Below are 12,077 nucleotides of genomic sequence, written 5' to 3' on the forward strand. Positions count from 1 at the left end.
GAGCTGAGTAAGAACTCCCGTAGGCTTGCTTATTGGCACTGTAGCGCATATCGGGCGTTCCGTCCTTTTTTGTTTGCGCATTGGCAGTAAACGCAAACAACAGCATTGTTGCAAAAATGGAAAGGGTCTTTTTCATACGTACATTCTACACAATTGCCTACTGGGTCGGGTTTCGGCTATCCCAATGTCCTGCTTACAATTTCACAGTTGTAGGCAGGTCATGCCATAAATGTAGATATAATGAAGTTGACAACCTAATGTACTCATTATATAATGCTTACCAGCCCTACTGACCCCGCTGACGTATTAGCCAGATAGGATTCAGAGGTAGTAGGAAAGAAGCCTCACTAAGCTAGGTAGCTTTGTGTCATGATAGAAGAAGTTGCCATTGCCCCCCTTGTAAATGTTCTGGTAAGTCCCCCATATGCACAGGAGCGGCCCACTGCCTACGCCGTCCGACTCGCTACTGAATATGCGGCGATAGGGTCTGACGCCCATAAAAAGGAATTTGGCCAGTATTTCACTCCGGGCGAAATTGGCACTTACCTGGCTCACCTCAGCACCTTTACTGGTTCCGAAGCGCGCCTGCTCGACCCCGGCTTCGGGACTGGCGTGCTGGCTTGTGCTCTGGTAGAACACCTGGTTGCCGCCAATGACGAGCTGGCCACCCTCTACCTCGATGCCTACGATGTGGACGCTGGAGTTGCCCCCTACGCGCAGGCCGTGCTCGACTACCTCCAGCAGTGGCTCAACGAGCATCATATCACGCTGCACGGTCAATTCCTTCGGGAAGATTTTATTCTAGCTCACAGCGAGCTGTGGCAGTTTCCCCTTGCCGCAGCTGCCCCACGCTACGATTTGGTCATCTCCAATCCCCCTTATTTTAAGCTCAACGCCGCCGACCCCCGCAACGCATTGGCCCGTAACCGCCAGCTCGACCAGCCGAACATCTACTCGCTGTTCGTGGTGCTGGCCACGCTGCTTACCAAACCAGGGGGCGAACTCGTCTTTATCATTCCCCGCAGTTTCTGCTCCGGCTTCTACTACGAACGGTTTCGCGCTTTCCTGTACGACCACCTTCGGCTCGACTATTTCCACCTGTTCCATGCCCGGGACAAAGCGTTTGCGAAAGACGCGGTGCTCCAGGAGAACATCGTTTTCAAAGCCACCCGTCACCGCCAAGCCCCGCAGCCGAACTATGCGATTATAGTGGCTTCCTCCACGGGGGCACATGACTTGTCACATCCCGAAAAACTCGACTGCTGGCTGGACGAAATCGTGGACCTTGGCAGCCGGGAAAAAGTCTTGTTCCTGCCCACCACAGCGGCTGAACAGGCACTTATCAGCAACTTCAAAACTTGGCGGCACCGTCTGCACGATTTTGGCGTGGAAGTGTCCACTGGCCCCGTGGTGGCTTTCCGCACCACGGCTCACCTGAGCGAAACGGCAAGCCCCGAGCATGTGCCTTTGCTCTGGATTGACCACGTGCGGCGGGGCCAAATCAACTGGCCCAATAACCGCGGCCGTCAGCAGCACGTGGCCCTGAATGCCGGCCGTAAACTCGGCCTCCTACCGAATCGCAACTACGTGCTGCTACGCCGATTCAGCGCCAAGGACGACAAGCACCGCCTCATTGCGGCCCCCTACTTCGCGGCCGATTGGCAGCAGCACCAATCGGTGGGCCTCGAAAACAAGCTCAACTACCTGTATTCCAAAACAGGAGAACTTACCGATGTGCAGACAGCTGGTCTTTCAGCGCTGCTCAACAGCAATGTCTACGACGCTTTTTTCCGCATCTTCAACGGCAACACCCAGGTGAGTGCCACCGAGGCACGGGCGTTGCCCATGCCCCCATTAGCTACCATTGAAGAAATCGGCCGGCAAGTGCTTGGCCAAGGGCAAGACGCGACGGACGCCATTGTCGATAAGGTATTAGTTCATGCGTAGCCCCTCCTTGTTTGCCCCCATGCCCGTCTCCCCACTCTCCGAGAAAATCGCCGAAAGCCTCGCTATCCTGCAAGCACTGGGTATGCCCCGGGCGCAGCTCAATGACCGGTCCGCGCTAACCTTACTGGCGCTGCTTGACCTGAAACCTGCCGGCTCATGGCAGCAGCTGGAACGGCCGCAGATTGGCGTAACGCCCATCATGGATTGGTGCCGCGATTTTTACAGCACCACGTATGCCCCGAACTCACGGGAGACTTTCCGCCGGCAAACGCTGCACCAGTTCCGCGAGGCGGGCATTGTGCTCTACAACCCGGACAAACCCGACCGGCCGGTAAACTCCCCAGCGGCGTGCTACCAAGTGCCCACCGAGCTGCACAACGTGTTGCTTACCTATGGCACCCCGAAATGGGAATCGGTACTCACGGAGTACCTGGCCACCCGCCCAACCCTCACCGCGCAGTACGCCAGGGCCCGCGACATGGAGTTGATACCCCTGCAGGTGGCGCCTGGCACCGTCATCAAGCTCAGCGCCGGAAAGCACAGTCAGCTCATTAGTGACATCATCCACGAATTTGGGCCCCGCTTTGCCCCTAATGCGGAGGTGATTTACGTCGGTGACACCGCTTCCAAAGACGGATACTTTCAGCGCGAGCAACTAGCCGCATTAGGCGTCGAAGTAGACGCGCACGGCCAGATGCCCGACGTGGTTCTTTACGACGTGGCGCGGAACTGGCTGCTGCTCATCGAATCCGTCACAAGTCACGGCCCGGTCGATGGCAAGCGCCACGGCGAACTCAGCAAGCTATTTGCGGCTAGCAAAGCTGGCTTAGTGTACGTCACAGCCTTTCCCGACCGAAAAACGATGGGTAAGTACCTGGCTGATATTTCCTGGGAAACGGAAGTGTGGGTTGCCGAGGCACCAACGCACATGATTCATTTTAACGGGGACCGTTACTTGGGCCCTCACCAGATTTAATTGCAGCCATTAGCAAGCACAAGGGCAATTGCAGGGTACCGGTGTTGCCGACGGTGCAGATGCGGGCTCTGGCGTAGGTGCAACCGTAGGCGCGGATATATCGGCACTAACGGCTGTGTGGCTTCGTTTGGAAATACGACGCGTTTGTGAGCGATGACGTATGAGTCGTTTGTGGCTCTGCTCAAAAGTTGGGGAAGGAGTAACGATGACTCTACCGGGCGTGATGGTAATACTACCTTCCGGGGTGACACTGACAGCCGGTGAAGTAACGGCTACCGAGGATGAGGTTGGCGCAACAACTATCGGTGCGGGTGCGACGATGATGATGTTCGATTTTGACTCCGACTGGGAACAAGCGTTGGGAGCAAAGGCAATTGCGATGGGTACTACTGCTTTGAATAGTAAGTCATTAAGGGTTATACGTTTCATTTAACAATGTGATTTCCCTTATATATTATCGAGTCAGCCCTCCCTTCCAGGTTTCTTTTTAGGCTACTCCGATAATGGGGTCATCCACTGTAAATAGTCGTCTTCACGACTAAAGTCAGGATTCGGCAGAAGAATCTTCTGACTTTGGTAACATTTACGCAAAGTTTTGCAATTCAGCAGTGCAGAGCGCCAGACAAGCCGCCTCGGTATCTATCGGAATACCGGTCCTTCCACCGATTTTGCTACGGCAGTCGGAGTCAGCAGTTTCTTGGACACCTCGTGCACCTGAGTACCCCCAGCAGCGCTAACACGGGCCACCTCAACTTGGGCAGCGGCAGTAATTTCGGCTACTTGAGCAGATGCTCGGCCTTGTAAGTAAATGCAGAGTGGCCCGCCTACCCCCAGCAGTAGCCCCAGCAAAGGCAACCACGGACTAAAGGCAGCACTCAGCGACGTAAGCAGTTCGGTTAGCATATCGGATTCGATGGGTTCAAGGCAACGTTCCGACACGCGCCCGGGGAGCCGCAAGCCGCTTCCTTGCTGCCTTGCAGTTGCTTGAGCAGCGCGGAGGAGGATACAATGAATTTCATGTTGCGGGCCCTTGGGCTTCTCTTTCTCCCAAGTTCGGGACAATGGCACCCAGAAAAAAGCTTTGTGGTGCCAACACTTCCTGAAACACTGGCCTGTAAGGCAGCGGTTAAAGGGCGGAGGATGCGAAAGGCCAACACAAAATCCAGCGGCTTGTGCTACCTTTCTAATCAGCACCATTTTATGCGAAAGTTTCTTTCTATCCTGCTGCTGAGCTTATGCAGTAGCTGTTCTCCCTCTCCAACGCTGGATGAGGCCGCCGATGCAGAGCCACCGCTCTCACCCGCCGCTGTTGCCCGACTCGTGCAATTACCCGCAAATCAGAAGTGGTGCTGGTTCCAATCAATGGATGCAGGAGCTAACTGCTTTCTGCGCGCGGCTGGTGGGGAATGGAAGCGAGGTGTTGAGCAGTCGATGGCCGACCATGGCGCTACTCTAAGTCTAACCAACGGGTCCCACACCGTACAAGCCACGGTAGTAAGCATAGATGGAGGTGTATTCACCTACATACTGGCATATAAGCTTGGGGCAGAACCTGCGGCACTGCGAGCCTGGCTGATGAGTGCTGCTGAACCGGGCGAGACGGAAGTTAAGGGCCAAGAGGTATGGAATGACCGAGCAAACAATGCCCAGATTACCCGCCTCCGGCAGCCGGGTGGTGTTCAGCTGGCTTATCGGGTGGCTTACCACAGCTATGAATAGTAGCCATCTTTAGCATTGTTTTCCATTCCTCCTGCCGTGCGCTCCCCGATGATGCTGCTACTGGGCCTTCTTATAGCAGCGGGGGGATAAAATTACTGTAAGCCATTACAAGGCAGGGTCAAAAAGCCGTAACTTATTGACCCTGTAGGTCTTGCGCCCACTTAGATAATTAGCCCAGCAAACAGGGCTCAGAAAGACAGTCTAAAAAGAAACAGCCAGTTGGTTTATTGAACCTAGCATTTTGGGCCGTATGAAAATGGCATCTGCTTAAAATTCAACGACATATTATATATAATATGTCCTTAGAGCAAGTTTGACTCCTTGCTGTTATAAGAAGGCCAGCAGCGCCAAGCGGTGCAGCAAGCCGCCGAGCAGCCGCTGGCCCCGGAGCAGCGCCCGCTGCTGGCCGTTGCCGGCCCCGCGCAGGCTCCCCAAAAGCAACGCCTCGCCCAGCAGCCGGCCGTGCCGGAGCCCGCAGCCCCCGAGCAGCGGCGGGTGCACGGCCCCCGACTCTGAGCGGAGCGGGGCGAGCTTCGCGTATTTGACACGCTGCCCGGACCGCGCCGCAAACACGCGAAGCTCGCGGGCTTAAAATGCCATTTCAAGATGATAGGGGCCAATTATCACCTTGAAATGGCTGACTGACGGTCCCTGGAAAACAACCAGCCATAAAATAAAAGTAAACATTTCCTGACTTTATTCATCCGGTCAAGAATTCTTGACGTATATTTGCACGTTCACTAAACCCTGAGCGCTGCCTATGAGATGAAAGTTAAAGAAATGAAGAAGCTGATAGAATCTGATGGTTGGATTCTAGCACGCACCAAGAAGCATCGTATTTACGAGCACCCAACCAAGCAAACGCTAAACGGTCGCCCACTTGCTTTGAGCAAGCACGACAATGACGAACTAGCGGAAGGCACTGCAAATGGAATCCTAAAGAACGCGGGGCTGAAATAGCCCCCGTTTTAGTGTCCCGACATTACAAAATTTTGAAATAAGTCATTGCCATTGGCGCTCACTTTGAAAGGTGAGCGCCAATTGTCGGCACTCAAACTATACACATTGTATATCGAGGGCCGCTCACTTGTTAGTACACGACTTTTACGATTGTAAAATGAGTGACACTTGTCGGCGCTAAAAATGACAAAATTGTGCCAACTTCCTCTAAATAAGGAAGTCATTGCTAGCACACAGAATCCGTAAGTCTGGGATATATATAATCTCTTAAACTCTAATCTTACGAAATGCAGACTGTAAACTTCTATGTTGAGAAAACCAATACTGGGTTTTCGGCATACAGCGAAGATTTTGGAATTGTTGCCACTGGTAAGACCTTGAAAGCCTTGGAGCGAGATGCCCAAGATGGTCTTGAAGGTCAATGTGAAGTTACGGATGAGAATCCCGAAGACTTTAAATTAGAATACACCTATGACTTTGCGGCACTCTTTGAAGTCTTTAGGCTAAACGTTGATTCTGTTGCTGACTATATCGGGGTTAATCCAACTCTTATAAGCCAGTACATTAATCAAAAAAAGGTACCATCTAAAAAGCAGAAGGACCGGATTGAAAGCGGAATTCACTCATATGCCAAAGCATTAACTAATTTTCGTTTTGCCTAATTTGTTGCTATAGCGTGACGATATAATTCCAGCGACTAAGTAGCAAAAACCCCGAACTGTTTAAACGGTTCGGGGTTTTTTAATGTGCACTATGTTTAGTTAAAATGCTCAGCATATAATGAGCCTTCTTCTGAATCCAAATAACTAAAAAGCCCTCAAAATAGCTAAATACGGGCTTTTTGGCGTATCTTGTAGTATGACAGGAAGCCAAAAAAGACAGTTTCGCCAGCGGTTCCAGGCCCATCTTTATCCAGTCAAAACCTTCCGGGGCGACCCCACCCGGCCGGCCTATACCCTATACAGTTTACACCAGTACCCAACCTATCTAGCGGCGATGAACGAGCTAGACGAGTTGGTGTACCAGTGGCCCCGGAACCGGCCGCGCACCGTCGCGCTGCTGGCCGTGCGTCAGGCGTTTTTCGACAGCGGGGCCGTGCATTGGGCGGTCGAAATGGTGGCGGACGAGGACCAGGAGAACGTGCACGGCCTGATGCTCAACGAGCGCCAATGGGTGCAGCGCGACGACCCGGCGAAAGCTGCCCGCCACGCTCAAAACTTCGCATTAGCCGAGGCGGCACTGGTCGAAAGCCACCGCCGCAAGCAAGGCCCCCCGACCGGGAAAGGGCCACACCAGGCCCCGCAGGCTCCCCAGCAGGCGAAAGCCTTGGCGTTTGCTCCCGCCCGGCCCCGGCCGAACAACCGGCCCGCCGCCCGCCCCCGCCGCCCGCCCCCGCTACACGGCCGCGCAGCTGCAACGCGACCCGTTGGCCTACCAGGCATCGGTGAATGAGTTAGACGAGCTGCTGGAGCACTGGCCGTACAAGCGGAACCGCATTCTTTACTTGCTGGCCACGCACGAGGCCCTGATGCAGCGCGGCGGCCGAGTGGCCGACGAATCACAGCTGCTCGACCCCAGCAACCCCGCGCACCAGGCTGAGCGGGCGCAACGGCTCCAACGGGCCGCAGCGCGGGCGGCCGACCCGCAGCGGGCCGACCGCCACCACCAGGCCGAGCGCGAGGCCCGCAGCTGGTTGGAATGCCAGAAACTTTACGCTAAGCCGTGCTGGTGGAAACCCTCTATTTCGGTAAATAGGTTGATTTAGGCCCTTTTACGAGTTCATAATGATAATGCTAGCCCACGATTGTTGCCCCAAGCACTAGTAGCGGGCTTCATTTCTTCTCTATTTCTACAGTGTAGCTATTGCTTGAATCTCCCGTTGCCTCCCCAATGTATGTTGTGAGCCGCGCTCTATAGTTAGCTCCTTCATAAGTAGACTCCAAGTATTTGCTCCTTGTTTTGTATCCCGTTTTCGTCATTCCAGCCGCTAGAATTTGCTTCCTCATAGCAATGAATTGCTGAACCGAATAAATGGAGGAGAGTAATGTTATCCCGCCTTTCTCTTCATCTTTTATCAGCGTAATCCAGCCTTTTGCTTCATAATTCAGCCCCTTTGTGGACTCTGTTTGAGCACATGCTATGTTTGGGCGGCGGCCATAAGCCCACTTGGCAACGGAGAGCATCAAAAAGTGTGGGGCAATAGGGGGTAACCGCCTTCTGGCTTAACTTGAAAGCCCCTTTCTATCGGTGAACGCCATGCCCCAACCAGCTGCTGCTCCTATCTTATCAGGTACTGACCGGCTGGCGGCAGTCTATCAGCTCAAGATTCATCTGCTGGGTATCAGCCCTCAGATTTGTCGGCGCGTGTTGGTGCGGGGCGATACGACGCTGGCTGAGCTGCATCACGTCTTCCAGGTAGCGATGGGCTGGGACAACTGGCACCTGCACAGTTTTAAGCTCTGGGGCAAAGAGTACGGGATTCCGTACGCCGGCGGCATCTACTTTGCCGACGATGCCCGGCAGGTTCACCTGGGCGATTTCCCATGGCGGGTCAACGACAAGTTCACCTACACCTACGATTTCGGCGATTACTGGCTTCACCAGGTGCGGGTGGAGAAAATGCTGCCTCCGACCTCGCTGGTGGACCACCCGGTGTGCGTGAGTGGCCGCCGTGCTTGCCCACCCGAGGAAGTCGGCGGCGCCAGCGGCTACGACCAGCGCACGCTCGACCAGTTCAGCTGGGCCTACGAAGCCCATGACCGCTTGCTGGCCGGTGAGGATATCCGGGAGGACGATGTACCGACCTGGTTTTGGACCTATCGACCGGAGCATTTCGATAAGGGCCAAGTCAACCAGAAACTAGCGAAAGTGTATCAACTTAAGGGTAATCCCGATTTTCTGTATTCGCAGGGCAGCTACGACTACTTCTTTGCGGATTTAAAATCCTGAAAACTGTATCAGAAAAACCAAGTGGTTTTTCTGATACAGCGGCAATAGCTTTGCGTCATGCAACAGGCCGTCATCTTTGTGCGGGTCTCCAAGAAGGAGCAGGATTACCAGCGGCAGGTGGAAGACCTGCGCGCCGTGGCCCAGAATCAGGCCGTCCAGGTCGTGGCCGAGATTTCGGAGAAGATTAGCGGAGCCCGCCGGAATCAGGACCGGGAGGGGATTCAGCAGCTCTTGGAACTGAGCCGCCGGGGCGCTATCCAGAAAGTATTGGTGAGCGAAGTCTCGCGCCTGGGCCGCTCCACGGTCGAAGTGCTGCAGATTGTCGAAGAGCTGACGCAGCTGGGCATCAGCATCTACGTCCAAAACTTCGGGATTGAAACGCTTAAAAACGGCAAACGCAATCCGGTGGCGCAGTTCATGTTCACGCTGCTGGCCGAATTTGCCCGCCTCGAACGCGAGACCCTGCGCGAGCGCATTCTCTCGGGCATGGACGAGGCGCGGCGGCAAGGCGTCACGATTGGCCGCCCGGTGGGCGCAACGGAAGAAAAGGCCGTCTTTCTGAAAAAGTATGCCGCCGTCGCCCGGCAGCTGCGCGCGGGCCTGAGCGTACGTAACACGGCGAAGCTGTGCGACGTGGCCATCAACACGGTGCGTAAAGTGAAAGCCTTGCTGTAATCCTTAACCCCCCAGCCCCATGAACTTCAAATTACAACTGGTGGCTTGTCCGTCAGAAGGCAACGAGCCCACTCTCGAAGACGTGTTCACCTGGAGCCGGGAGGACCTGAGCTTAGCCAGCGTGGGCCTGACGCTTGCCGAATCGAAAGAGCTGCTGCAACGCATTCATCAAAAGATGATTGCGCAGCAGGTGGCGACGCACCTGCAGGCGCAGCAGCCCGTCGGCTTACGGAAGAAGGGCAGCTATCCACTCCAGCTGAAAACCTTATTTGGGAACGTCACAGTCGATAGCCCGCGCTACTATCTGCCGCCCACCGAGGCGGGACCTAAGACCTTCAGCCCCCTCCAGCACCTGTTTCCGCAGCACGTGACGCCGGAGCGGCTGTACCTGGAAACCAAGTGGGCCAGCCTGATTCCCTACCAGAAAACGGCCGATTTGCTCCACGACGTGCTGCCCCTGAGTGCGAAACTATCGGGCACGACCATCCAACAGCACCTTCACGCCGTGGTCGAGGCGCAGGAACAGCAGCTGCCGCAGGAAGTGGCCCCTTTTCACGGCGTTTGCCAGCGCGACCGCGAGGCCTTGCCGTGCCCGCCCCGCCCGCTGGTGGTTGGCCTCGACGGCGGCTACGTCCGGCACTGGCATAAAAAAGGCTGTTTCGAGGTGATTGCGGGCAAAAGCATTCCCGCCGAAGGGGGCGCCAAATGCTTCGGCTTCGTGCAGGAGGTCGACGCCAAGCCGCGTCGGCGCGTGTTTGAGGTCCTGCGCTCGCAGGGGCTGCAGGCCAATCAGTCGGTGGAATTCTTTACCGACGGCGCCGCGGTTCTGCGGTCGCTGACCAGCTACCTGAGCGCGGAGTCCACGCATATCCTGGACTGGTTTCACCTGACCATGCGCCTGACGGTGCTCCAGCAGTACGCGCTGGGATTTGCTCAGGTCGACGCGGCCGGGGGAAAAGCGCTGCAGGACGGCTTGACCAGCATCAAATGGCACCTCTGGCACGGCAACGCGGAGCGGGCCCTAGACAAGATACTGGACCTGGACGACACGCTGGCCACGCACCAGGAGGACCCGCTGGTGGCCAGGAAATACAGCAAGTGCAAGCCGTTGGCCCGGCTAATTGCTGATTTTCACACCTGCGTGGAGCAGAACAGCGGCTTCATCGTGGACTACTCCGAGCGCCGCCGCTACGGCGAACGCGTCTCCACCGGCTTTGTCGAGTCGGCGGTAAATCAGGTGCTAGCCAAGCGAATGGTGAAGCGGCAACAAATGCAGTGGACTAAAAAAGGCGCGCACCTGCTCGTGCAGGCCCGCACCAAGGTCCTCAACGAGGAATGGGAAGACTGTTTTCGGCAGCAGTATCCCGGCTTCCGGTCAGTGCCAGCGGAACCGCTGCAGATGGCCGCCTAACCCAATTGCCCCACACTTTTTGATGCTCTCCACCATCGGCACCAAGCGACCTGGAAGGCCATACGCTGTGCATTGGCACTTGGTGTGACCCAGGCCATTGCCATTGCGCCGGAGGAGTTCTCTGCCGCTATTGGCGGAAAGGTGTTTCGTTACAATGGCGAACAGCTTTTTGCCTTACACCGTTGAATTCAAACCGTCTTTATTTTTCCCACTGCCTTAGATGCTCAACGGCTGTTCTTGTCTCAACTATTTGGGAAACCCTTGAAACTGCCAGCAACAGCAGCATTTATACTTCCGGGTCGGAATTGCTGATGGCCGGGTCGTCGACTAGGTCGCGAACTTCGAGGGCCAGGGCACGACTCAGGGAGATGAGCAGGTCCAGGGTAGGGGCCAGCTGGCAGAGTTCAATGCGCTTGATGGTGGACTGCTCCACGTTGGCAATGTCGGCCAGCTTCTGCTGCGAATAGCCGCGGGCCTGACGAAGCAGCCGAAGCCTGTTGGCAAACACTTGGAGACCGGCCGGATTTTTCACGGAGCAAGGTGGAGCCCCGAGTGAAGCCAATCAAGGGCGTATACGCCCTTGATTGGCTATCCCTTCGTATCATTGTGACAGTTGCAGTCTTTTCCACTGCTCACTTGGTATCTGCTTTATCTACCTCTTAAGAGACATGGACTTGATAGGGAAGGAGCATAATTGTGCGTATTATCAATGGTAACCCGTGATTCACTACCGCTGAATGCCAGTTCCCAGCGGATTTCTTTCTCGCACGCGTCTTCGCTCTTGCTGGCGCAGGCACTGACGGACGCCAGCGAGCGGCGAATGCGTCACTTCCCCACCTTGAGTTCGGCCACGTGGGGCGACATGCTCCAGCAACTGCAGCCAGACTTGCTGGTCGCTGGGGAAACCGTGACCTTTGATTGGCCAGCCCTCATAATGCGGGCCAAAGGCTTAGTCCTAGCCCCGGCGCTGCCCGCGAGCCGTAGGACTTCTCAACGGAAAGTGGTGCCCATTATGGCAGAGATGCAAGCAAGCCCGCAGGCGGAAGTTTACGACGCCACCCAGAGCGAACCCGGGCACCCAGCGAACATTTCTTGCCCGTCAGTCCCCGAACCGCTCGCTCCGTCGATAAGTCCTCCTGAAGGCACCAGTGATTTGATGGACACCAGGAGAGGGGGCCCTACTTTGGTGCAGTCGTTGGCCAAAATGGTGCAAAAAAATGTGCCTGGTCCAGCCCGCCGAAAGAAGTGCAGGCAACGCACGTTCCGCGACATCGTCGAGCATCACCCACGGGGAAACGGTAGGTATGGGTTTACGGTGCGCGAACTGTGCACCACGATGCGCATCAGTGCCGCTTCGGTCACGGAAGCACGCATAAACCCGGGCCACCTTACAGTGGAAAAGGTCATGGCATTGGCCGAAGCGATGGGAGAACACCCCCT

General features: G+C 55.7%; 14 protein-coding genes. 11 read left to right on the plus strand and 3 right to left on the minus strand.

Features of this window, described 5'->3' with window-relative positions; all coding sequences use genetic code 11:
* Positions 1–369 precede the first annotated feature (369 nt).
* The 4 genes from ABD819_RS16255 to ABD819_RS16270 all read left to right on the plus strand — a co-directional run bounded on the left by ABD819_RS16255 (position 370) and on the right by ABD819_RS16270 (position 4,642).
* On the plus strand, positions 370–1,947 hold the full coding sequence (locus ABD819_RS16255) for an Eco57I restriction-modification methylase domain-containing protein (RefSeq protein WP_345125948.1): 1,578 nt from the start codon (positions 370–372) through the stop codon (positions 1,945–1,947).
* Between the two features lie 19 nt (positions 1,948–1,966).
* Positions 1,967–2,923 carry a BsuBI/PstI family type II restriction endonuclease gene (locus ABD819_RS16260; protein ID WP_345125950.1) on the plus strand — a complete coding sequence of 319 codons (957 nt, stop codon included), beginning with the start codon at positions 1,967–1,969 and terminating at the stop codon, positions 2,921–2,923.
* Positions 2,924–3,083: 160 nt separating this feature from the next.
* A complete protein-coding gene (locus ABD819_RS16265) occupies positions 3,084–3,356 on the plus strand; it encodes a hypothetical protein (protein WP_345125951.1) in 273 nt (90 codons plus the stop codon).
* A 575-nt stretch (positions 3,357–3,931) separates the two neighbouring features.
* Positions 3,932–4,642 carry a hypothetical protein gene (locus tag ABD819_RS16270; RefSeq protein WP_345125952.1) on the plus strand — a complete coding sequence of 237 codons (711 nt, stop codon included), beginning with the start codon at positions 3,932–3,934 and terminating at the stop codon, positions 4,640–4,642.
* 327 nt (positions 4,643–4,969) lie between these two features.
* Here ABD819_RS16270 and ABD819_RS16275 read toward each other — a convergent pair whose 3' ends face one another.
* Positions 4,970–5,143, minus strand: coding sequence for a hypothetical protein (locus ABD819_RS16275; protein WP_345125954.1), 174 nt, complete (start codon positions 5,141–5,143; stop codon positions 4,970–4,972).
* A 264-nt stretch (positions 5,144–5,407) separates the two neighbouring features.
* On the opposite strand from ABD819_RS16275, the gene ABD819_RS16280 reads away from it, so the two are divergent.
* The 4 genes from ABD819_RS16280 to ABD819_RS16295 all read left to right on the plus strand — a co-directional run bounded on the left by ABD819_RS16280 (position 5,408) and on the right by ABD819_RS16295 (position 7,367).
* Complete coding sequence (locus ABD819_RS16280; protein ID WP_345125955.1) at positions 5,408–5,602, plus strand: type II toxin-antitoxin system HicA family toxin; 195 nt, start codon at positions 5,408–5,410, stop codon at positions 5,600–5,602.
* 287 nt (positions 5,603–5,889) lie between these two features.
* Complete coding sequence (locus ABD819_RS16285; RefSeq protein ID WP_345125956.1) at positions 5,890–6,264, plus strand: hypothetical protein; 375 nt, start codon at positions 5,890–5,892, stop codon at positions 6,262–6,264.
* A 334-nt stretch (positions 6,265–6,598) separates the two neighbouring features.
* Complete coding sequence (locus ABD819_RS16290) at positions 6,599–7,054, plus strand: hypothetical protein (RefSeq protein WP_345125958.1); 456 nt, start codon at positions 6,599–6,601, stop codon at positions 7,052–7,054.
* Complete coding sequence (locus ABD819_RS16295) at positions 7,047–7,367, plus strand: hypothetical protein (RefSeq protein ID WP_345125959.1); 321 nt, start codon at positions 7,047–7,049, stop codon at positions 7,365–7,367. Before ABD819_RS16290 ends, ABD819_RS16295 begins: the two co-directional genes overlap by 8 nt.
* Positions 7,368–7,434: 67 nt before the next feature.
* On the opposite strand, the gene ABD819_RS16300 is transcribed toward ABD819_RS16295, so the two are convergent.
* On the minus strand, positions 7,435–7,785 hold the full coding sequence (locus tag ABD819_RS16300) for a hypothetical protein (RefSeq protein WP_345125961.1): 351 nt from the start codon (positions 7,783–7,785) through the stop codon (positions 7,435–7,437).
* A 73-nt stretch (positions 7,786–7,858) separates the two neighbouring features.
* Here ABD819_RS16300 and ABD819_RS16305 point away from each other — a divergent pair, with 73 nt between their 5' ends.
* From ABD819_RS16305 to ABD819_RS16315, 3 genes are read left to right on the plus strand one after another with little or no spacing between them, the layout of a single operon-like run.
* On the plus strand, positions 7,859–8,551 hold the full coding sequence (locus ABD819_RS16305) for a plasmid pRiA4b ORF-3 family protein (protein WP_345125962.1): 693 nt from the start codon (positions 7,859–7,861) through the stop codon (positions 8,549–8,551).
* Between the two features lie 57 nt (positions 8,552–8,608).
* Positions 8,609–9,226: a recombinase family protein gene (locus tag ABD819_RS16310; RefSeq protein ID WP_345125963.1), complete on the plus strand. Its 618-nt coding sequence runs from the start codon at positions 8,609–8,611 to the stop codon at positions 9,224–9,226.
* Between the two features lie 19 nt (positions 9,227–9,245).
* Positions 9,246–10,637, plus strand: coding sequence for an ISKra4 family transposase (locus ABD819_RS16315; RefSeq protein WP_345125964.1), 1,392 nt, complete (start codon positions 9,246–9,248; stop codon positions 10,635–10,637).
* A gap of 286 nt (positions 10,638–10,923) precedes the next feature.
* On the opposite strand, the gene ABD819_RS16320 is transcribed toward ABD819_RS16315, so the two are convergent.
* Entirely contained in the window at positions 10,924–11,169 is a 246-nt protein-coding gene (locus ABD819_RS16320) for a helix-turn-helix domain-containing protein (RefSeq protein ID WP_345125967.1), read from the minus strand.
* Positions 11,170–12,077: the final 908 nt, after the last annotated feature.

It is taken from the genome of Hymenobacter antarcticus (genome assembly GCF_039539545.1).
GTDB lineage: Bacteria > Bacteroidota > Bacteroidia > Cytophagales > Hymenobacteraceae > Hymenobacter > Hymenobacter antarcticus.

Coding starts and splice junctions, on each gene's coding strand:
- ABD819_RS16310 (WP_345125963.1), top strand. CDS start 8,609: ATGCAACAGGCCGTCATCTTTGTGCGGGTCTCCAAGAAGGAGCAGGAT.
- ABD819_RS16300 (WP_345125961.1), bottom strand. CDS start 7,785: ATGCTCTCCGTTGCCAAGTGGGCTTATGGCCGCCGCCCAAACATAGCA.
- ABD819_RS16305 (WP_345125962.1), top strand. CDS start 7,859: ATGCCCCAACCAGCTGCTGCTCCTATCTTATCAGGTACTGACCGGCTG.
- ABD819_RS16290 (WP_345125958.1), top strand. CDS start 6,599: ATGAACGAGCTAGACGAGTTGGTGTACCAGTGGCCCCGGAACCGGCCG.
- ABD819_RS16285 (WP_345125956.1), top strand. CDS start 5,890: ATGCAGACTGTAAACTTCTATGTTGAGAAAACCAATACTGGGTTTTCG.
- ABD819_RS16270 (WP_345125952.1), top strand. CDS start 3,932: ATGAATTTCATGTTGCGGGCCCTTGGGCTTCTCTTTCTCCCAAGTTCG.
- ABD819_RS16265 (WP_345125951.1), top strand. CDS start 3,084: ATGAGTCGTTTGTGGCTCTGCTCAAAAGTTGGGGAAGGAGTAACGATG.
- ABD819_RS16260 (WP_345125950.1), top strand. CDS start 1,967: ATGCCCGTCTCCCCACTCTCCGAGAAAATCGCCGAAAGCCTCGCTATC.
- ABD819_RS16255 (WP_345125948.1), top strand. CDS start 370: ATGATAGAAGAAGTTGCCATTGCCCCCCTTGTAAATGTTCTGGTAAGT.
- ABD819_RS16280 (WP_345125955.1), top strand. CDS start 5,408: ATGAAAGTTAAAGAAATGAAGAAGCTGATAGAATCTGATGGTTGGATT.
- ABD819_RS16315 (WP_345125964.1), top strand. CDS start 9,246: ATGAACTTCAAATTACAACTGGTGGCTTGTCCGTCAGAAGGCAACGAG.